The following is a 20,538-nucleotide window of genomic DNA, read 5'->3' on the forward strand; positions in this document are numbered from 1 at the left end:
CTTCCGGGACCACCATGAACCAGCGAGCCATTCCCCCTGCCTCCCTTGCCGCGCAGCCGCAATGGGAGCTGCACCAGATCGTCGATGAATTGCGCGCCGTGCGCGAGCAGTGGCGCGAAGGACTGGCCAGCAACCAGGAGTGCGGCGCGCGCGAATTCCCGTCGCGCCAGCATTTGCACGACATCATCAAAGCCCTGTGTGCGGCCCTGTTCCCCATGCGCCTGGGCCCCCTCGACCTGCAGCAGGAGAGCGAGGATTTCTTCGTCGGCCACACGCTCGACACGACCCTGACGGGCTTGCACGAACAGGTGCGGCGCGAACTCAGTTACCACGCGCGCCAGCACGGCTTGCAGCAGACGGTGCCCATCGAACAGCAGGCGCTGGCCATCGTGCAGCGCTTCGCCCGCGCGCTGCCGCGCATCCGCGCCCAGCTCGACACGGACGTGGCGGCCGCCTTCCATGGCGACCCGGCCGCGCACAGCGTCGATGAAGTGCTGCTGTGCTATCCGGGCATCCTGGCCGTCATCCATTACCGCTTGGCGCACACCCTGTATGCACTGGGCGCGCCGCTGGTGGCGCGCATCATCGCCGAAGTGGCCCATTCGCAGACGGGCATCGACATCCACCCGGGCGCCATCATCGGCAGCAGTTTTTTCATCGACCATGGCACGGGCGTGGTGATCGGCGAGACGGCCATCATCGGCGAAAGGGTGCGCATTTACCAGGCCGTCACGCTGGGCGCCAAGCGCTTTCCCGCCGGCTTTGACGGCGTGCTGAAAAAGGGCCTGGCGCGCCACCCCATCGTGCAGGACGACGTGGTCATTTATGCGGGCGCGACGATTCTCGGGCGCGTGACCATCGGCCAGGGTTCCGTCATCGGCGGCAATGTCTGGCTGACCCGCAGCGTGGCGCCCGGCAGCCATGTCACGCAAGCGCACAACCAGCAGGAAGCACAGGAGTTGCCGGAGTCGCCGGCGCCACAGCCCGCTTTTGCCCACCACCCATGAGGACAGCATGTTGATCAAACAGTTTGGACTGGCCGTGCGCCAGTTGCGCGAAGGGCATGGCTGGTCGCAGGAGCGGCTGGCCGAAGCGGCCGACTTGAACCGCTCGTTCATCGGCGAAATCGAACGGGGCGCCGCCACGCCGTCGCTGCTGACGGTGGAAAAACTGGCCGTCGCGCTGGGCATCGGCCTGGCCGGATTGATGGCCCGCTGCGAACCGGAGCTGGTGGATTAGCGCCAGCACTGATGGCGATAGCATGTTGAGTAAAAGAGAGGGGCGCTCGATACTTTATTCGTTTTTCAGATAAGCATATTCACTTTTCTCATCAGGAGTAGTCATGACAGTAGCAACAGAGAGCCAGTTCGCGCTGGGCGATAACGCCGCGCGCCAGCTGGCCAATGCAAGCAAGAGCGTCCCCCAGTTATCCACGATCACGCCGCGCTGGCTCGTGCACCTGCTGCAATGGCTGCCCGTGGAAGCGGGTATCTACCGCCTCAACCGCGTAAAAAATCCGAAGGACGTGCGCGTGGCCTGCTCGCAGCGCGACGAGTCGGAACTGCCGCAAACCTTCGTCGACTACGACGAGCAGCCGCGCGAATATTTTCTCAACGCCGTCAGCACGGTGCTCGACGTGCACACGCGCGTGTCGGACCTGTACAGCAGCCCGCACGACCAGATCAAGGAGCAGCTGCGCCTGACCATCGAGACGATCAAGGAGCGCCAGGAAAGCGAGTTGATCAACAATCCCGATTACGGCCTGCTGGCCAGCGTGCACGATGACCAGCGCATCTTTACCCTGACGGGCGCGCCTACGCCGGACGACCTCGACGAACTGCTGACGAAAGTGTGGAAGGAGCCGGGCTTTTTCCTCGCCCATCCGCTGGCCATTGCCGCCTTTGGCCGCGAATGCACGCGCCGTGGCGTGCCGCCGCCGACGGTCAGCCTGTTCGGTTCTCAGTTCCTCACGTGGCGCGGCGTGCCGCTGGTGCCGTCCGACAAACTGCCGATCGAAGACGGCAAGACGAAGATCATTCTGCTGCGCGCGGGCGAGCAGCGCCAGGGCGTGATCGGCCTGTTCCAGCCTGGCCTGGCGGGCGAGCAAAGCCCCGGCCTGTCCGTGCGCTTCATGGGCATCAACCGCCACGCGATTTCGTCCTATCTGATTTCGCTGTATTGCTCGCTGGCCGTGCTGACCGACGATGCGCTGGCCGTACTGGAAGACGTGGAGATCGGTAAATACCATGACTACCCAGACACCTACAAGTGATGGCGCGGCGGGCTTGCCTGCCGTCCCGTTCTTGCCCGACGAAGCGACCTTGAACCGCCTGGCGGGCGAGTTTTTTGCGCGTCTGCCCGGGTTAGATAAATCGCCCAGCCTCGGCGGTTCCGGCAGCGTGCTCGATGCGGCGCCCCGCTATGCGAACCGCCCGCCGCCGCAGCCCGGCCCTTCCTTCGCCGCCATCGCTCCCGGCGTGGCGACGGCGCAAGTGCCGCCCGTGACGGCGCCGCCGGAGGCACCGATTGCGCCGGCGCCGGCTTCCGTGCCGACGCCGCGTGCATCAAGCATTGGTGTGCCGTCACCTTATTATTTTGTCGGCGGCGCGCATGGCTATCCGGCGTCGGACGGCAAGCTCGATGGCCTGGCGCAGCAGGGGCTGGGGCAGGCGGCGCCCGATGATCTGCGAGGGCTGTTTGCCACGCCGCAGCGTTCGCCCGCGCGCCAGCTGCCCGTATCGCCGGCCAACAGCCAGCCCGCGTTCTATTTCCAGACCGAGCTGCCAGCGCGGCAGCAAGGGCAAACGCCGGCGCCATTCGACGTGCACGCCGTGCGGCGCGACTTTCCCGTGCTGGCCGAACGGGTCAACGGCAAGCCGCTGGCCTGGTTCGACAATGCGGCCACCACGCACAAGCCGCAATCGGTGATCGACCGCGTGTCGTATTTCTATGCGCACGAGAATTCGAACATCCACCGCGCGGCGCACGCATTGGCGGCGCGCGCCAGCGATGCCTATGAAGCGGCGCGCGCCAAGGTGGCCAATTTCCTCGGCGCCGCCTCGGCCAATGAAATCATTTTCGTGCGTGGCGCCACGGAAGGCATCAACCTGATCGCCAACACGTTCGGGCGCAAGTACATCGGCAGCGGCGACGAGATCATCGTCTCGCAGCTCGAGCACCACGCCAATATCGTGCCGTGGCAGCAGCTGGCGGCGGAGAAGGGCGCGACCTTGCGCGTGATTCCCGTCGACGACAGCGGGCAGATCATCCTCGATGAATTCCGCAAGCTGCTCAACGGGCGCACGAAACTGGTGTCCGTGACGCAGGTGTCGAATGCATTGGGTACCGTGACGCCCGTGGCGCAGATCATCGCGCTGGCGCATGCGGCCGGCGTGCGCGTGCTGGTCGACGGCGCGCAAGCCGTGTCGCATCTGCGCGTGGACGTGCAGGCGCTCGGTGCCGATTTCTATGTCTTCTCGGGCCACAAGGTATTTGGCCCGACGGGCATCGGCGCCGTGTATGGCAAGGCCGACTTGCTCGAGCAACTGCCGCCATGGCAGGGCGGCGGCAACATGATCGCCGACGTCACGTTCGAGCGCACCGTCTACCAGGGCGTGCCGAACCGTTTCGAGGCGGGCACGGGCAATATCGCCGATGCCGTGGGGCTCGGTGCGGCCATCGATTACGTGCAGCGCATCGGCCTGGAAAACATCGCCGCCTACGAGCACGCGCTGCTCGAATATGCGACGCACCAGCTGCAGGCGATTCCCGGCGTGCGCCTGATCGGCACGGCGGTTGAAAAGGCGAGCGTGGCGTCGTTCGTGCTGGCCGGTTACGAGCCGGCGGAAGTGGGGCGCGCCCTGAACGACGAGGGCATCGCTGTGCGCTCGGGCCACCATTGCGCCCAGCCGATCCTGCGCCGTTTCGGCGTGGAAGCGACCGTGCGTCCCTCGTTCGCCTTCTACAACACGTACGAGGAAATCGACCGCATGATCGTCGTGGTCAAGCGCCTGGCGGGCGCGCGCCGCTGACCGTGCCAGTTTGTCAGCCTGATGCCGCCCCTGCGCCAGCGGGGGCGGCATTGTTGCATCATGTCACGGACTTTGCGCGCGGCTGGCTGGCGTCCGCAGGCTGGCGGTATAATTTATCCTTGGCAATACTCAAGCTGCGGCCCCAAGGAGATATCGCGTGGAAGATCAACACAGCTCGCCCGAGCTTTTCCTGTTCCTGGCGTCGACCGTGCACGACATGAAAAACTCGATCAGCGTGGTCAGCGGTACTTTGGAGTCGCTGCTGGCGGCCGAGCAGGCGAAAACAGCTCCTCAGGCCGATCCCGCCTATCTGCAGATGGCGCAGATGCTGTACCAGACCAAGCGCCTCAACGATAACCTGATCCAGCTGCTGGCCCTGTACAAGGAAGTGGGCAAGCCCGGCTACCCCTTTGACGTGCAGCCGCAGCTGGTCAGCCAGGTGATCGACCAGGTGGTGGACCAGGAAAAGATCCTGCTGGCCTCGAAAGGCATCCGGCTCGAGACGGCTTGTGCGCCGGAACTGATCTGGACCCTCGATGAAGACCTGGTCATCGGCGTGCTTGCGCATGCGATCAACAACGCCATCCGCTACACGAAGGACACGATACGCCTGTCCGTGCGCGAGCACGGCGGCATGCTCGAGCTGCGCGTGGAAGACAATGGCGACGGCTACACGCAGGCCTTGCTCGACGCGGGCAGCGCGGCCATGGACGGCATGGCGGCGGGCGTGAACTTTTCCACCAACAGCACGGGACTGGGCCTGTATTTTTCCAGCGAAGTGGCAAAGATGCACAAGCACCGGGGCAGCAGCGGCAGCATCGCCCTGGAAAACGGCGGCGCCCTGGGCGGCGGCTGTTTCATCCTGCGCCTGCCCTGAACGAGGATGCCATGACGACAGACAGCCACGCCACCGCCGCCGAAGCGGGCAGCACCGACTGGGCCGACAAGCATTATCTGCTGGTCGACGATTTCATCGGCATCCGCATCCTGCTGCGCGAATCGCTGCGCAACCTGGGCGCGCGCCATATCGACCAGGCGGCCAGCGGCGGCGAAGCCATGAAGCTGCTGGCCAAGACGCGCTACGACGTGGTGCTGTGCGATTACAACCTGGGCGAAGGCAAGAATGGCCAGCAAGTGCTGGAAGAGACGCGCGTGCGCAACCTGACGGCGCCGTCCAGCGTATGGCTGATGGTGTCGGCCGAGAAAAGCGTGGAATCCGTGATGGGCGCGGCCGAGCACCAGCCCGACGCCTACCTGATCAAGCCGATCACGGAAGGCGTGCTGCTGACGCGCCTGAACCGCGTGTGGCACAAGAAGCAGGTGTTCCGCGAAATCGACCAGGCCTGCATGGAAAAAGACTACTTGCGTGCGGCCAAATTGTGCGACGCGCAGATCGAGCTCAACAAGCTGCACGAGCTGGAACTGCTGCGCATGAAAGCCACTTTGCTGCTGAAAAGCGGCGAGCCGGAAAAGGCCCGCGCCGTGTACGAAAAAGTGCTGGCCGACCGCGATTACAGCTGGGCGAGGGCGGGCCTGGGCAAGATCCGCATGAATAACGGCGAACACGAGGCGGCGCGGCAGATCTTCCAGGGCGTGATCGTCGAAAACAAGTACTACATCGACGCCTACGACCAGATGGCCGTCGCCTACCAGCTGATGGGCCAGCACGAGGAAGCGTGCGGCGTGCTGGAAAAGGCGGCGCGCCTGTCGCCCAATTCCGTGCCGCGCCAGCGCAACCTGGGATTGGCGGCCCTGAAGGTCGGCAATGTCAGCATGGCGGAAAAAGCGTTTCGCAAGTGTATTTCCATCGGCGAGTTTTCCGTCATGAAGACGCCGGACGCTTACCTGGGCCTGGCGCGCGTGTGCGGCCTCAAAAAGGATGCCAAGGAGGCGCTGCAATGGCTGCTGCTGGCGCAGCGCGAATTCTCGCCCGAGCAGATCGGGCTGCGCGCGAAGATCACGGAAGGCATGGTGCACCACGAAACGGGCGACTACCGGCGTGCGCGCAAGTGCGGCGACGAACTCGAAGCCATGCTGCTTGACGACCCGGCGCGGCCCGAGAAAAGCATTTGCATGGAACTGGCGACCCTGCTGTTCGCAGTCGGCGTCAAGGATGCGCCGGCCGGCCTGCTGTGCTACGTGGTCAAGAACAACCACGACAACCAGGTGGTGCAGGACGAAGTGCAAAAGATATTCGACAAGGCGAAGATGGGCGACGAGGGCACCAGCCTGATCATCGCTTCGCGCAAGGAAGCGTCGGACCTGATGAACAAAGGCGTGCTGCTGTGGAAGACGGACAAGCTCAACGAAGCGGTGGCCTGGATGCGCACGGCGCGCGAAAAGCTGCCGAACAACCTGCGCATCCTGTTCAACTCCGCGCAAATCATCGTGTCCTTCCTGGAACAGCGGGGCTACCAGGCGGAATTGGCGGCCGAGGCCATGGAAGTGTTGTTGTATGTGGACAAAATTGCACCGGGGCAGCAGCGCTTCGCGCAATTGATGGAGCAGCTGGTGCAACTGACGCCGCCGCCCGGGCCGGAAGAGGCCGTCGAGACGCCGGAAAAAACGCCGCCGGCAGCGGAAAAAGGGGGAAAAGCCGTGCGTGAGCGTGCCGGATGATAAACTAGGGGCCAGCGTGGGTTCGCCTGCGCTTGAGTTGCTCTACAACAATAAGGAAGAAACTATGCGTGATGTGGTCAATGAAGTATACAAAAAGATGAAAGTCGGCGCCGTTGCCTGGGTACGCCCGGTGGCCGCCAAGGGAGACACGCTGGAAACATTCCAGTCTTCGTACGAGCACGCCAAGGCGCTGGCCGACGAAGGCCTGATCACGATCGGTGACGTAAAACGCCAGGCCGACAACATGATCGAGGCGATCCGCATTCATCGTATCGCCTGATCATATCGTTGACTTGCAGTGCTAGGCCTTGCCTGGCGCTTTGGCCTTGGGGGCCGCGCGTTTCGCGGGCGCCTTGCGCAGCGGGGCCTTGGCTGCCGTGCCTGCCTCCGCCGGCTTGGCGGATTTGCCGGCAGCCGGCTTGGCGCTGGCGCCACCGCCGAAACTGGCGGCCGCCGCATCGGGCGACATGGCCGTCGACACGGCTTGCTTGAACTGATCTTGTAACAAATTCCACCAGGCACTTGGATTGGCCAGCTGGGCTGCGGCCTGGCTGCCGGCATCGCTTGGCGTCGCCGCGGCCGGTTCCGGCGCGGGCGCAGGCGCCGGTTTCGGTGCAGGCGCTGGCGCCGCAGCTGCGGGTGCCGCTTGCTGGAAAAACGCGGAAGCGTAGGGCACGGATTCAAACACGGATTTCTCGCTGGCGCCGGGCTGGGTGATGGCTGCCGCCAGCGAGGCGCCCATCGATTTCAGGGTGGCGATGGTGCCGCGCTGCACTTCCAGCGCCTGGATACTGCCGCGCAGCATGCTGGTATTGAGGTTCAGCCACGCTTCGACGGCTTTCAAGTCATTGATTTTCTTGTCCAGCTCTTCCACCGACATGGTGGGCGCCGTGATGCCGGGCACGCCCATGCCGGGCACGCTCATGCTGCCCCACAGGTTCTTGACGAAGTCGAGGGTGTCGGTCACAACTGCTGCGCCCGGCATTTGGGGCATTTGCGGGTTTGCCATGCGAAATCTCCTGGTAGGTGGATGTGCCTAGCGTAGCAGATATCAGCTTGCAACTGACGCAAAGCCGCCAACATTTTCTTACATAAAACAGCAAGAGTTGAGTACGGGCAAGAAGCAGGAAGTGGGGGGAAGGCGGTACACTACGGCCTATGATGCCTGACTCCTTCTTTTCGCCACCGCGCCGCCGCACCGTCATTTTTGTCGCGGTCATTGGCGCACTGCATTACGTGGCATTGGAATGGCTCACCTCGCGCGCCAGCATGGTGCCGCTGCGGCAGGATCATGCGCAGGTGGTCAGCATGGCGCTGATCGCCGAGCCGCCCAAACCCGTGCTGGTGGCGCCGCCGCCGCCACCACCGAAGCTGCGGCCCCTGCCCGAACCCCGCTTGCCGCCACCGCCGCCGCCGACGGACCTGCCGTCGAGCGACACGGCCCAGTTCACGGCGCCCGCCAGCGACGCGCCGGAAGGGCCGGTAACGCCGGCGGCCCCGGCGGCCAGCGCGCCAGCCATCACGGCGCCCGCCCCGGCCGTGACGGAGGCGGCGGCGCCGCCCAGCCCGCCGCCGCCGCCCGTCGAGCAGGCACGGCGCTACAAGACGAATGCGCCTGCCTCGGCCCAGTTCGACCTGCACGTGGACCGGCGCGACGCCGACGGCACCAAGTGGCAGGGCGTGGCTTCCATGGCGTGGGACAACCGCGGCGACACCTACCAGCTGAAACTGGAAGTGGGCTTGAGCATGCTGATCACGCGCATCAACCTGCTGGTGCTGACCAGCGAAGGTGTGATCGATGGCAGCGGCATCGTGCCCGTCACGGCGACGGAAAAGCGCAAGGGCCGCGCGCAAACGGCCACGCATTTCAACCGCGACGCCAAGGCCATCACGTTTTCGGCCACGACGGCCACGGTGCCATGGCAGGAGGGGGCGCAGGACAAGGCGACGGTGCCGTTCCAGCTGGCCGCCATCGGCCGCGCCGACGTCAACCAGCTGGCGGGCAATATCGACATCCTCGTCGGCGAGGAAAAGGAAGCGACCGTGTTCCGTTTCCAGCTGGTGGGCGAGGAAGAACTGGAGACCAAAATGGGCCGCCTGGTGACCTGGCATTTGCGCCGGCCGCCGAAGCCCGGCACGTATTCGTCGCAGCTCGATATCTGGCTGGCGCCGTCCATGCAATGGTATCCGGTACAAATACGCAATACAGAAGCGAACGGGGCGCTGACCACGCAAACCGTGACCCAAATTCGCGTCAATGACGCTACAGGAAAATAAATGATGACTCTGACTACTTTGAAACATTTGCTGGCCGCCGGCATGCTGGCGGCCACCTTCGCTCCCGCCATGGCGGACGCGCCCGTGGGCCATCCCGTGATCAAGCGGCCGTACAAACTGGCGCCGTCGGCCGATCTCGTCTATTCGATCAAGGCGAAACAGCGCGGCATTGCGCTGTCCGGCGAATCGGTCAGCAACTGGCGCGTGGGCGACGGCAAGTATTCGCTGCTGGCCGAAACCAAGGCTGCCCTGTTCGGCAAGATCCTCGAGCAGCGCAGCGAAGGCACGGTCGACGACTACGGCCTGGCGCCAGCGCAGTTCGTGGAAAAGCGCTTCCGCAAGGAAGCGGCCACGACCACCTTCAAGCGCGACAGCAAGACCATCGTCTTCAGCGAAGGCGACGACAGCTATCCGCTGAAAGGCGGCGAGCAGGACCGTAACAGCACCGTCTGGCAACTGGTCAGCATAGCGCGCGCCACGCCCGAGAAATTCACGCCCGGCTCGGAATGGAGCTTCTTCGTTGCCGGCCGCCACGACGCCGAGCCGTGGACCTTCAAGGTCGTCAAGCAGGAAACCGTCGCCACCGGCCAGGGTCTGGTCGAAGCCGTGCACCTGGTCAAGGCGCCGCCGCCGGACAAGAAGGGCCAGCAAGTGGACCTGTGGCTGGCGCCGTCGCTGGAATGGTATCCGGTGAAGGTGACGTTCGCCGATGAAGACGGTGATTACGTGGAGCAAACCTTGCAAAAGGTCGTGCAGAAGTAAGTGCTTGCTGTTGTTGTGGGGTCAGACCCGCCGGGGGGAGGTGCCCAATGGGCGCATCCCGATTCCAAAGGAACTGACCCTTGTCCGCCCGTTTTCGCCATCAGGAGTCTTGATAAGCAGGCGCCAGCGTTGCGCCGTGTCCGCACCTCCCCCTCCCACGCGCTAAATTGCATGTCAGAACTGATATACTGACGCCCCCGCCCCGCAGCGCTGCGTTAGCCCGCTGCGCCGCCCGCTGAACACTCATCCGGAAAAGAATGATTGATATAATGGCAAGTGCAGCCGTGGCTACGGATGCAAATCAGACAGAGCAAGAGCATCACGATTCCTTGCAGGCGCATTTTCAGCCCAATATTTCGGCCGATGAAATAGAGCAAGTTTTTCACTTGAAGCGGGCGCAGCCTCTGCTGCAAGTGTTTACGGCCCTGTTCCACGGCGGTTTCGACGGCGTGCTGGTGCGTCTGCTCGTGTTGCGCGAACTCGCGTCCGATGCGGCCACGTCCGCCTATACGCGCGCCGATATCAACACGAAACTCGCCTACTTGTTGCCGGAAAGCCTGGAAACGGTCTTGCTGCGCCTGCGCTCGAACCAGTTGCTGGCCTGGGATGCGCAGCAGGGCGTGTACCGCGTCACGCCCATGGCGCGCAACGTGCTGTCGGCCATCGACAGCTTGCTGGGCCTGGGCCAGACGGAAGACGAAGCGGAAATGGGTTTTCTGTTGTCGCAGGTAGCGGGCGCGCAAGCCGTCGGCGGCGTATCGGTCGAGCAATTGCAGCACTTGCTGGGCCGCCTGGTGGACTTGACGGAGGAATTTTCCGACGCGATTGCCTCCGGTTCCGAATTCCGGCTGCGCACGGCGCAGGCGAAGTGGAACATGGCCTGCGACTGGGTGGAAAAGGGGTCCGAGATTCTCGTGGCGATTACTTCCGATGAAAACGCGGACAGCGCCACGCACAAGGCGGCGCAGGCGATCGGCCGCGCGCAAAGTAAATTGCTCAACATGCAAGGCATGTTTTCGCGCGCCCTGAACCAGATCGAGCGCCAGCGCGTGCACCTGGGCCAGTCGGGCCTGTCGACTACGGACATCAAGCGCTGGCTCTTGCTGCATGAAGACCTGGCCAGCCTGGCCGAAGGCGCCATCGACCAGCCCGTCGTGCCGCTGTTCTCCACGCCGGCCGAAATGATCGACGTGGCCGAAACGGAACTGCTGTCCGAACGGGCGGCAGGCGTGACCAATACGGGCCTGCCCAGCGGAGAGGATGCGCCCACCACCATCAGCGACGGACCCGCCATGCAGCTTGAACTCGATGACCTGTTGGACCGCCTGTCGAACTTCGCCAGCCTGGGCAATTTCCCCAGCATAGTCGAGGAAGGGCCGAAGTCCGTGCCCGTGCAGGATTCCTTGCTGCCGGCCAGCTTTGCCGTGGCGTCGTACCGCGCCTCGATGCTGCCGCTCTTGGGCGACGTCTCCGAAGCGAGCTTGCAAGGCTCGACGGCCGAACTGGCCCGCTTGCCGATTACCTTTACACCGACCGACGAGATGGTCCAACTAACCGACCCCCACGTGGCGGCCATGTCGATCGCCTCGCTTTCACTGAATGTTTCACTTGATTTAGATGGCGCCACCTTTGATGAATGACGATTCCCAAATCCTGATTGCGCGCCTGCTCACGCATCAAACCCTGCGCCGCGACGACAAGCTCGTCAAGCGCGTGCTGTCCGACGAGCTGTTCCGCGCCGAGATCGATGCGCGATTGCTGGCCTGCGGCTTGAAGCTGCTCGACAACGTGTATGCCGACCACGTGACTTTGGCCCTGACGCGCACCATCGAGCCGAAGATTTTCGGCGCGCGCGACGTGTGGCAAAACAATAATTTCGGCCTGGCGCGCGATGGCGTGGCCTTGCTGGTGGTGCTGTGGGCGCAGATCATCCTGCCCAAGCGCGAACGCCAGGAAACGCACCAGCACGCGGACGACGACCAGAACGACATGTTCGGCACGGAAAAGCCGCTGCCGCGCGCGGAAGACGCGTCGATCGGCATTTCCTACAAGGCGCTGCTGTCGGACTTCGGCGACAAGCTGGGCAAGAAGACGCGCATGGACATGAACCTGGGCACCCTGGCCAAGCTGGGCTTCATCGAGCGGCGCGGCGATTTCATCCTGGAAGGCCCGCTGCTGGACCTGATGATGGATACCGACGTGCTCAAGGAACGCATCATCAACGGCGCCCTGGCCGACGTGTTCAAGCGGGCGCCGGCGCGCCTGGTGGCCGTCAGCGATGATCCACTGCTTGACGCCGACCTGGCAGACGACTTGTCCGCCGATATCGGCGACCTGCCTGACGCTGGCGACGAGCCCGCGTCCGACCTTCCTCACTGAAAGCGCCCATGTTTCATATCAAATCACTTGAACTGGTGCACTGGGATTACTGGCAGCGCATCAAGAACATCCCGCTCGACGCGAAGATCATCACCATCGCGGGGCAGAACGGTTCCGGCAAGACCACCTTGCTCGACGCCTTGCGCACCCTGTTCGGCCTCGACTGCTCGATGGGCCGCACGTACAAGCACTATGCGCGCCATTCGGGCCAGCAGACGGCCTGGTTGCGCGCCGTGGTCGACAACAAGAACGTGGGCAAGCAGCTGTCGAACCGCCCGTTCCGCAGTTCCGGCTTCTTCAGCGACGATGAAGTGACCCTGTTTTGCCAGATCCAGAAAAATGGCGGCGACTGGAAGCGCCAGTATCTGATGCGTCCGGGCAATGTGCAGATCGAAGACATCACGGATGCCAACGACTGGCTCGGTGTGGAAAACTACCGCAAGCGCCTGGCCAATGCGGGCTTGTCGCCAGCCATGTCGAAAGTGCTGGCGCTGGAGCAGGGCGAGACGGACAAATTGTGCGAATATGCGCCGCGCCAGCTGCTCGACCTCGTGTTCCAGGTGTTTGGCGACAAGGAAGTGCTGGACGCCTACGACGAAGCCAAGCGCCACCAGCGCGACACGGAAGTGGAACTGAAACGCTTCGAGACGGAACTCGAGGCGTCGAAGACCAACCTGGAAGGCTTGCGCCTGCGCGTGGCCAATTACCACCAGTGGGAAGGCTTGCACAAGGAACGCCGCAACCTGCTGGAAGAAGTGCTGCCCAGCCTGCAGTACCACGAGGCGCGCGAAAAAGCCGCCATCGCCAGCCGGCAATTGCGCGATGCGCGCAAACCGATGGCGCAGGCGGACCAGCAACTGACGGATAAACGCAACGCGCTGGCGGCACAGGCAAAGGCCCTGTCCGACGCGCAGATGAACGAAACCCTGCTGGAGCAGGAATCGATCGGCCTGCAGAGCCGCCTTTCCCTGATCAATGCCAAGCTGAAACCGCTGGACAGCCTGCTGGAACAGAAGGAGCGTCTGCACAAGCTGGCGGCCGATTCGGGCAGCGACATCGCCGAAGTGGCGGCCCAGCTGGAACAGAAGGAAGCGGAACTGCTGCGCCAGCGCCAGCAGCGCGATGCCTTGTCGGCCCGTATCGCGGGCGAGCAGGCGACGATTGCCGCGCTGCAAGGCAAGACGGCCATGCCGGAGCCGGACAATGTGCGCGGCATGCGCCGTGCATTGCGCGACGCAGGCATTCCCCACGCGATGCTGTCGGACATCGTCGAAGTGACGGACAGCCGCTGGCAGGGCGCCGTCGAAGGCGTGCTGGGCGGTTACGCCTCGGTCGTCCTGCTCGACAAGGCCAAGGATGCGGCCGCCGCCTACCGCCTGGCCGAGAAGGAGCGCTACCGCCACTTCATCGTGCCCGACCTCGTCACGGCGCCCGTGGCGAAAGACGAGAGCTTGCTGGCCGTGGTGAAGTTTTCTGCGCCCGTGCCCAGCTGGCTGATCGAGCAGCTGTCGCGCATTGCGCGCGTCGATTCCGTCGAAGCGGGCTTTAAATTGGGCAATCACGAAGAGTGGATCACGCCCGAGGCCTACCACCGTGAACGCCGCGGCGGACGCTCGCTGTTCGTCGAAGCATCGCGCTACCGCTTCGGCCAGGCTGGCCGCAGCGGCCGCCTGGAAGCGCTGCTGCGCTCCTTGCCGGGCCTGGAAGGCCAGGAAGACACCTTGACCCTGGCGATCTCGAAGCTGGCGGCGGAAGTGGGTGCTTTAAAAGCGCGCATCGCCGGCGTCGACGCGGCCAAGGAACTCAGTGCACGCCAGGAAGAATTCGCCGAAGCGCTGCGCAATTCGAAGCCGCTCAAGGAAGAGCGCCTGGAAGTGGGCGGCCGTCTGGGCGAGCTGCAAAACCTGACGAAGAACGCCACCGTGGCGCGCACGCGTGCCGATACGGTGTGGCAAAACGCGCGCCTGGCCTTGTCGGAAGCGGAAGCCGGTTCGCGCCTCGGCTACAAGAAGCAGATTGAACAGCGCGCCGAGCATGCGCGCGCCTTGCTGGCTCTGCGCCATGCGTGGCGCCACCTGCCGAAAAGCTGGCGCCGTCCCGCGCGCCGCGCGGCGCTCGTGGCCGAGCACCAGAATGCGCACCAGGTCGATCTGCGCGTGGCCAGCCTGCAAAACAGCCTGGCGCGCGACGACTGGGAACTGGACGCGACCGTCATCGACCAGCACCACCGCCTGTCGGAGCAGCTGCACGGCCGCCAGTCGGAAACGGACGAGCGCCGCTACCAGAACAACCGCGCCATCGAAGCGACGGGCAATGCCCGCGGCGCCTACATGGAGCGCTTGCGCTACACCATCAAGACCTACAGCAAGAACATCAAGGAACTGGGCGAATTGGCCGGCATCGAAGTCCATGCCGACCCCGTGCGCCTGGAAAACGACGACGTGCAGCTGTCGCAGGCGGGCTTGCACGTGCGCTTCAAGTTCGACGGCAAGGGCGTCATCGGCATGAACGATGGCGAAGCGTCGGGCGGCCAGCAGGTGATGAAGTCGCTGGTGCTGCTGATCGGCTTGCTGAAATCGGAAGACGGTTCCGGCGGCTTCGTCTTCATCGACGAACCGTTTGCCCACCTCGATATCCGCAACATTCAACTGGTTGGCGAATTCCTGAAAAACACGGAAGCGCAATACCTGATGACGACGCCGTTGACGCACAACACGGACGTCTACGATCCGTCGGAACTCACTTTGATCACCAGCAAGAAGAAAAAGGATACCCAATGGGCGCAACCGATTTTCGTGCTGCAGCGCCGGGTCGATCCCGTATCGGGCAAGGCGGCATGATGATCGCGCGCAAGCTCCTTCTGGCCGCGGCCCTGTCGCTGTCGTTGGCAGGCACGGCCGTGGCCAACGACGGCATCGGTTCCGTCAGCGCGGGCGGCATCCTGTTCGGCAAGACGGATGCCGTGGCCATGAAAAAGGAAGTGCTCAGCGTGAGCACGGACTTGATCAAGGTCGAGTATGAATTCCTCAACGAGTCGGCCAGGGATGTGGAAGAGACGATCTTCTTCCCCTTGCCCGAATACTCGGCCGGCTACCATGGCTCGCCCACATATTACGGCCAGCCGCAGCAGTTTACCGTCGACGTCGATGGCCGGCGCAAGGACTATAAAACCACCTTCGTCGCCAAGCTCGATAGCGCCGACGTGACGGCCCGCTTGCGCCAGCTGGGCTTGTCCGACGCGCAAATTGCGTATTTCCCTTCGCACACGCCGTTCGACAAGAAGGTGGCGCCGCTGACGGCCGCGCAAAGCAAGATCATGATACGCGAAGGCTTGCTGGCCCAGCTGTACGACGAGGAATGGGTGCCGGCCTGGACCGTCAAAGTCATCTACCTGTGGCAGCAGAAATTCCCCGCCGGCAAAGTCGTGCGCGTGCGCCATCAATATGCGCCATTCGTCGCGGCCGGCCCGGGTGCGTCCTACCTGGGCGATGGCAATACATTTGAAAAGAAATACTGCGGCGACAAGGCCTTCTACAAGACGTGGAACCGCCTGGCGGCCCAGCAGGGCGAAAGCGGCTTCGTCAATGCCGTGTGGGTGTCGTACATTTTGACGACCGGTAACACCTGGAAGAATGGCATCGAAGACTTTACCTTGAACCTGATCAAGGGCAAGCCGGACGAACTGGTCAGCCTGTGCTTCCCCGGCACGTTCACCAAGATCAACCCCACCACCTTGCAAGTCAAGCTGCGCAACTTCCATCCGAAGCAGGACTTGGACGTGTACTTCGGCAATGTCGAAGGCATGGTGAGCAACGACGGTGTGGCGCCGCAGATACGGCCATAGGAACGAGCACGCAGGACGCGCTGGCCGCGCGTCACCATCATTGCTTAGGTGATATTGCTGTAAGAGCAATTAAATACACTATGGATACAAATTGCCTATAATTGCCAATTATCCAATAGTGTTCTGCCGATTCCATGTCCCTGTCCATTTCCATGCCGCTGCGCCGCCTCGGCCGTTTGTTCTGCCTTTCCTCCTCCCTCGTGGCGCCCGCCGCCTTCGCCGATAGCTACAGCGATTTCCAGCAAGCCAGCGGCCAGCTGGAAGCGCTGATGGCCAAGGCGACGCCGCAAGGCGGCTTGCCGCGCTTGGGCGATCCTGCCGTGGCGCAGCTGTTTGCCCATATCGCCGACGGCCCGCGCCTGTTCCAGGCGCCTGTCGCGGCGCTGCAGGACGTCAACCAGAGCGTGGCCGTGTGCGAGCAGGCCATGCGGCTGGGAAAAACATACTATGCGTTTGGCCTCGAACGGCCCTTGCCCATGTCCGGCACCGAATTGCAGCTGGCGCGCAGGGAACAAATGACGCAGAACTTGGCCAGCTACGGCGATGAAATGAGCACCTTGTTTGCTTTCAGCATGCATTGCCATGGCCATTTGATTGGGCTGATGGAGCAGGAATTCAGCGCCCGGCCGGCCGATGCGGTGAGCGGACCCGAGCGTCTGCGCGCGCGGGCGTTCAGCAAGAATACGGCCATTGTTTACACTGGCGTGTTGCAGTTCATGCAGGTGCCGCTGTGGAGCATGGCGCAAAAGAAAAGGATGCTGGAAGCGGCCGCGCAGCACGCCACGGCGAATGCAAATCTGATGGCGCCGCCCTTGCGCGAGCGCCTGCTGAGCAGTCTGGCCGGTGCGGACAAGGACCTCGATCCTGCCCTGGCGCCGGCCTTGGCGACGATACGCCAGGCGCTGTCGGTGACGACGTGTACGGGCCTGTGCCAGTACTACTGATTTACTCTGCTGCCTGCAGCGGCTTGTTGCGCTGGCGCCAGCGCAGCAGGCCCCACGCATACACGGCGTAGTAGCCGATGACGAGGCCGTAGGCGGCCATGGTCAGCGGGCTCTGGCCGAACGGGGGCGGCGGCACGGGCACGTCCAGGCGCGTGTTCATATAGATTTGCATGCCGCGGTACAGCAGGCGGGCGATGAACAGCATCGTGATGGTTAAGCCCAGGTAGCGGTGCTGGGTAAAGAAGAAATCCTTGCCGACCTGCTCGAAGCGCGTCAGCTTCAATCCCAGCACGCCGAGCCAGCCGCCGGCCAGTGCACCCGCGCCCAGGCTGGACAGGGGCAGGAGCTCGAATTTCGTCGTCGTCGCCAGGAACAGCAGCAGCGCGGGAAACGCGATGGCCACCAGCCAGTGGCGCCACAGCTGCGACTTCTGGCGCGCCACCAGTTTCTTCAGGCGCGAATAAATGCGCCAGACCAGCAGCGGGACCAGGAACAGCAGGGCGAGGGTAGTGGTTTCCATGTAGACATTCGGGTGCGGGTAAAACAGCGATTGTAAGCCAGATGGGGATGGGCGGCGATGCTTGTCAAACGGTAAAAGTTGCTTGTTGACATTTACATGGCATGAACGCACTATGCCCTGTCACACAGCGCCGCCATGAGCGGTGCGGTGCGCCCGCTTGTTGTCGCCACCTTCATACACTGGAGTTTCATGTCTACTCGTTTGCCTTTGCTGCCCATCACTGTCGGCCTGATGGCCTCGTCTTCCCTGGCCATGGCGCAAGATGGCGCGTATCAAGCCCCGCCCGCGCCCCTGCAAGCCATCGTCGATGCGCCGCGCGCGCCAACCCTGAGCCTGAGCCCGAAACGCAACCTGGCCGCCGTGCTGCCCACGCCATCCCTGCCCAGCATCAGCGAAGTGGCGCAGCCGGAACTGAAGCTGGCGGGCTTGCGCATCAACCCGCGCACGTATTCGGCCAGCCGTTTCAGTTTTCACACGGGACTGGGTTTGCTCGACATCGATACGCAGAAGGAAATCAAGGTCAGCGGCCTGCCCGCATCGCCCCGCATCGCCGACCTGGCCTGGTCGCCGGACCAGCGCTACCTGGCGTTTACGCACATCGCCTTCGCCGATCCCGCCAGGGGCGTGAAGGAATCGGGCGTGGAACTGTGGCTGCTCGACGTGCAGACCAAAGCGGCGCGCAAGCTGGGCAATCAATCCTTGTCGACCGTGTATGGCCGCGGCTTTTCCTGGCTGCCAGACAGCAAGACCTTGCTGGTGCAACTGAAACCGGCCAAGCTGGGCGCGGCACCCGTGGCCAGCGGCATCCCGACGGGCCCGTCCATCCAGGACAGCGTGCCGGGCGGCGGCGTCAAGCAATTGCGCACCTATCCCGACCTGCTGAAAAACGAACAGGATGCGCAGCTGTTCGAACACTACATCACCGTGCAGCTGGCCTTGCTGGACGTGGCGGGCAAGCAGCGCCTCGTCGGCCAGCCGGGCCAGTTCTCGCGCGTATCGGCCTCGCCCGATGGCAAGCACCTGCTGACGACCAGCATCGTGCGTCCATATTCGTACATCGTGCCGGCGCACGACTTTGCCCACAAGATCGACGTGCGCGACCTGAATGGCAAGGTGGTGCATGCGGTGGCGGCCTTGCCGCTGGAGGAAGGGCTGCCGCCAGGCAATGATGCCGTCTCGGCCGGCGTGCGTTCCGTCAGCTGGCGCGTTGACGCGCCCGCGACGTTGGTGTGGGCCGAGGCGCAGGATGGCGGCGATCCGGCCAAGGCGGCGGAGATCCGCGACATCGTCTACACGCAGGCGGCGCCGTTTAGCAGCAAGCCGGCCGTGCTGGCCAAGCTCGGTTCGCGCTATGCCGGCATCGCATGGGGCCGTGGCGACCTGGCCCTGCTCGGCGAAGCGTGGTACAAGACGCGCGCCGTCAAGCAGTGGAAGATTTCACCGGATCAACCTTCCGCGCCGGCCGACCTCGTGTATGCGGGATCGTTCGAAGACCGCTACAACGACCCGGGCCAGCCCGTCATGCGCGCGGACGCTGCCGGCTTGCCGCGCCTGCTGATCGCCGCGGACGGTTCCATCCTGCTCGACGGCCAGGGCGCCTCGAAGGACGGCGACCGTCCCTTCATCGACCGCCTGAACCTGGCGACGAAACAGAAGGAGCGCCTGTTCCAGAGCGCCGCGCCGTATTATGAAAACGTGGTGGCCGTGCTGGACGAGGATGGCAGCCGCTTGCTGTCCACGCGCGAATCGCCGACCGAGCAGCCGAACTACTATGTGCGCAACCTGAAGCAGCAGGGCGCGGCGCAACTGACGGCCCTCACGCATTTCCCCCATCCGCTGCCGCAATTGAAGGACGTGCAGAAAGAGCTGATCCGCTACAAGCGCGCGGACGGCGTGGACTTGACGGCGACATTGATGCTGCCGCCGAACTACGACGTGAAACGCGACGGTCCGCTGCCGACCCTGATGTGGGCGTACCCGCAGGAGTTCAAGACGGCCAGCGCCGCCAGCCAGACCAAGGGCTCGCCGTACAAATTCAATGCCGTCAGCTACTGGGGGCCGGCCGCCTTCCTGTCCATGGGTTATGCCGTGCTCGACAATCCATCGTTCCCCATCGTCGGCAATGGCGAGCAGGAACCGAACGACACCTATCTGCCGCAGCTGGTGGCCGATGCCGAGGCGGCCGTCGATGAAGTGGTGCGCCGTGGCGTGAGCGACCGCAACCGCATCGCCATCGGCGGCCACTCGTATGGCGCTTTCATGACGGGCAATCTGCTGGCGCACACGCGTCTGTTCCGTGCCGGCATCGCCCGCAGCGGCGCCTACAACCGCACCTTGACGCCGTTCGGCTTCCAGGCGGAGGAGCGCTCGTTCTGGCAGGCGCCGGCCGTCTACCAGGCCATGTCGCCGTTTAATTACGCGGACAAGATCAAGGATGCGCTGCTGATGATCCATGGCGAGCAGGACAACAACTCGGGTACCTTCCCCATCCAGAGCGAGCGCATGTTCCAGGCCGTCAAGGGACTGGGCGGCACGGCGCGCCTGGTGATGCTGCCGAACGAGAGCCACGGCTATCGCGCGCGTGAATCGATCATGCAGATGCTGTATGAAAGCAACAACTGGCTGGAGAAATATGTGAAGAACGCGGCGCCGCCCGCCGCCGACGCCAAGCCGGCAAGCAAATAAGAGCAGCGGCGCGCATCTCGTGGTATGGTCTTCCTTTGCCCGCAGGGAGGCCAGCCATGCAAGTCATCCATGCCCACCGCGCGCCCGACCCGGCGCCCGTCGATGAACCCATGCCGGCGCCGGAGCCGCAAGAAGCGCCCGGGCGCCACCCGGGGCCCGTGCACCCGGTGCCGCAGGACGACCCCGTGCCGCACCCGCATCCCAGTTAATCTCGTCAAGAAAGGCTGTTTTAGATGGCAATTGTCAAGGAAGTCTACACACGCAAGGTCAGCGGAGAATCGTTCGACTATGAACTCGACTACACCCAGGGCGCGGACGTGGCCTGGATTGCGCGCGTGTACCACGACGGCGTGCTGAAAGGCTCGCCGCACGGCGCGCTGACGGCCAACGTGCTGTCCGGCCCCGCGCTGGAACAGTATCTGCGCGCCTACGTCGAAGGCATGATCGAGCGGGGGCTCGACGTGGCCGAGTAAGCTG

General features: G+C 63.8%; 19 protein-coding genes. 17 read left to right on the forward strand and 2 right to left on the reverse strand.

Translation table 11 applies throughout. From position 1 onward, the window contains the following. Positions 1–14: 14 nt before the first annotated feature. From epsC to CLU90_RS21255, 7 genes are all read left to right on the forward strand, one after another. A complete protein-coding gene (epsC, locus tag CLU90_RS21225; protein WP_100428862.1) occupies positions 15–1,007 on the forward strand; it encodes a serine O-acetyltransferase EpsC in 993 nt (330 codons plus the stop codon). Between the two features lie 7 nt (positions 1,008–1,014). Next, positions 1,015–1,239, forward strand: coding sequence for a helix-turn-helix domain-containing protein (locus tag CLU90_RS21230; protein WP_092718511.1), 225 nt, complete (start codon positions 1,015–1,017; stop codon positions 1,237–1,239). A gap of 103 nt (positions 1,240–1,342) precedes the next feature. After that, entirely contained in the window at positions 1,343–2,272 is a 930-nt protein-coding gene (locus CLU90_RS21235) for a family 2A encapsulin nanocompartment shell protein (RefSeq protein WP_092718515.1), read from the forward strand. Then, positions 2,247–4,031 carry a family 2A encapsulin nanocompartment cargo protein cysteine desulfurase gene (locus CLU90_RS21240; RefSeq protein ID WP_100428863.1) on the forward strand — a complete coding sequence of 595 codons (1,785 nt, stop codon included), beginning with the start codon at positions 2,247–2,249 and terminating at the stop codon, positions 4,029–4,031. Before CLU90_RS21235 ends, CLU90_RS21240 begins: the two co-directional genes overlap by 26 nt. A 157-nt stretch (positions 4,032–4,188) precedes the next feature. Then, complete coding sequence (locus CLU90_RS21245; protein ID WP_092718521.1) at positions 4,189–4,908, forward strand: sensor histidine kinase; 720 nt, start codon at positions 4,189–4,191, stop codon at positions 4,906–4,908. A gap of 11 nt (positions 4,909–4,919) precedes the next feature. Further along, positions 4,920–6,650, forward strand: a complete 1,731-nt coding sequence (locus CLU90_RS21250; RefSeq protein WP_092718524.1) for a response regulator — start codon at positions 4,920–4,922, stop codon at positions 6,648–6,650. Next, the gene (locus CLU90_RS21255; RefSeq protein WP_232731285.1) at positions 6,634–6,930 is read left to right on the forward strand and encodes a hypothetical protein; all 297 of its coding nucleotides are present in this window, start codon (positions 6,634–6,636) and stop codon (positions 6,928–6,930) included. The genes CLU90_RS21250 and CLU90_RS21255 overlap by 17 nt, the downstream gene beginning before the upstream one ends. A gap of 21 nt (positions 6,931–6,951) precedes the next feature. Here CLU90_RS21255 and CLU90_RS21260 read toward each other — a convergent pair whose 3' ends face one another. Beyond that, positions 6,952–7,659: a PhaM family polyhydroxyalkanoate granule multifunctional regulatory protein gene (locus tag CLU90_RS21260; RefSeq protein WP_092718527.1), complete on the reverse strand. Its 708-nt coding sequence runs from the start codon at positions 7,657–7,659 to the stop codon at positions 6,952–6,954. A 149-nt stretch (positions 7,660–7,808) separates the two neighbouring features. Between CLU90_RS21260 and CLU90_RS21265 the strand changes: the two genes are divergently transcribed. The 7 genes from CLU90_RS21265 to CLU90_RS21295 all read left to right on the forward strand — a co-directional run bounded on the left by CLU90_RS21265 (position 7,809) and on the right by CLU90_RS21295 (position 16,856). Beyond that, positions 7,809–8,927: a DUF3108 domain-containing protein gene (locus CLU90_RS21265; protein ID WP_232731286.1), complete on the forward strand. Its 1,119-nt coding sequence runs from the start codon at positions 7,809–7,811 to the stop codon at positions 8,925–8,927. Then, positions 8,928–9,689 (forward strand): DUF3108 domain-containing protein, encoded by a 762-nt coding sequence (locus CLU90_RS21270; protein ID WP_100428864.1) that lies wholly within the window; start codon positions 8,928–8,930, stop codon positions 9,687–9,689. Between the two features lie 269 nt (positions 9,690–9,958). Next, positions 9,959–11,329, forward strand: coding sequence for a hypothetical protein (locus CLU90_RS21275; RefSeq protein WP_092718533.1), 1,371 nt, complete (start codon positions 9,959–9,961; stop codon positions 11,327–11,329). Next, positions 11,322–12,068, forward strand: a complete 747-nt coding sequence (locus CLU90_RS21280; protein ID WP_092718537.1) for a hypothetical protein — start codon at positions 11,322–11,324, stop codon at positions 12,066–12,068. Before CLU90_RS21275 ends, CLU90_RS21280 begins: the two co-directional genes overlap by 8 nt. 8 nt (positions 12,069–12,076) lie before the next feature. Continuing rightward, entirely contained in the window at positions 12,077–14,908 is a 2,832-nt protein-coding gene (locus tag CLU90_RS21285; RefSeq protein WP_092718540.1) for an ATP-binding protein, read from the forward strand. Beyond that, on the forward strand, positions 14,905–15,912 hold the full coding sequence (locus CLU90_RS21290; RefSeq protein WP_157808873.1) for a DUF4424 family protein: 1,008 nt from the start codon (positions 14,905–14,907) through the stop codon (positions 15,910–15,912). Before CLU90_RS21285 ends, CLU90_RS21290 begins: the two co-directional genes overlap by 4 nt. A gap of 134 nt (positions 15,913–16,046) precedes the next feature. After that, positions 16,047–16,856 (forward strand): hypothetical protein, encoded by an 810-nt coding sequence (locus CLU90_RS21295; RefSeq protein ID WP_092718546.1) that lies wholly within the window; start codon positions 16,047–16,049, stop codon positions 16,854–16,856. 1 nt (position 16,857) lies between these two features. On the opposite strand, the gene CLU90_RS21300 is transcribed toward CLU90_RS21295, so the two are convergent. Then, the gene (locus CLU90_RS21300; protein ID WP_092718549.1) at positions 16,858–17,376 is read right to left on the reverse strand and encodes a hypothetical protein; all 519 of its coding nucleotides are present in this window, start codon (positions 17,374–17,376) and stop codon (positions 16,858–16,860) included. Positions 17,377–17,565: 189 nt separating this feature from the next. On the opposite strand from CLU90_RS21300, the gene CLU90_RS21305 reads away from it, so the two are divergent. From CLU90_RS21305 to CLU90_RS21310, 3 genes are read left to right on the forward strand one after another with little or no spacing between them, the layout of a single operon-like run. Further along, on the forward strand, positions 17,566–20,061 hold the full coding sequence (locus tag CLU90_RS21305; RefSeq protein WP_175539416.1) for an alpha/beta hydrolase family protein: 2,496 nt from the start codon (positions 17,566–17,568) through the stop codon (positions 20,059–20,061). A 56-nt stretch (positions 20,062–20,117) separates the two neighbouring features. Beyond that, positions 20,118–20,270: a hypothetical protein gene (locus tag CLU90_RS29740; RefSeq protein WP_175539417.1), complete on the forward strand. Its 153-nt coding sequence runs from the start codon at positions 20,118–20,120 to the stop codon at positions 20,268–20,270. Positions 20,271–20,294: 24 nt separating this feature from the next. Continuing rightward, positions 20,295–20,534 carry a hypothetical protein gene (locus CLU90_RS21310; protein WP_034753464.1) on the forward strand — a complete coding sequence of 80 codons (240 nt, stop codon included), beginning with the start codon at positions 20,295–20,297 and terminating at the stop codon, positions 20,532–20,534. Positions 20,535–20,538: the final 4 nt, after the last annotated feature.

The sequence above is a fragment of the Janthinobacterium sp. 67 genome (assembly GCF_002797895.1).
In the GTDB taxonomy this organism is placed as follows: Bacteria; Pseudomonadota; Gammaproteobacteria; order Burkholderiales; family Burkholderiaceae_D; genus Janthinobacterium.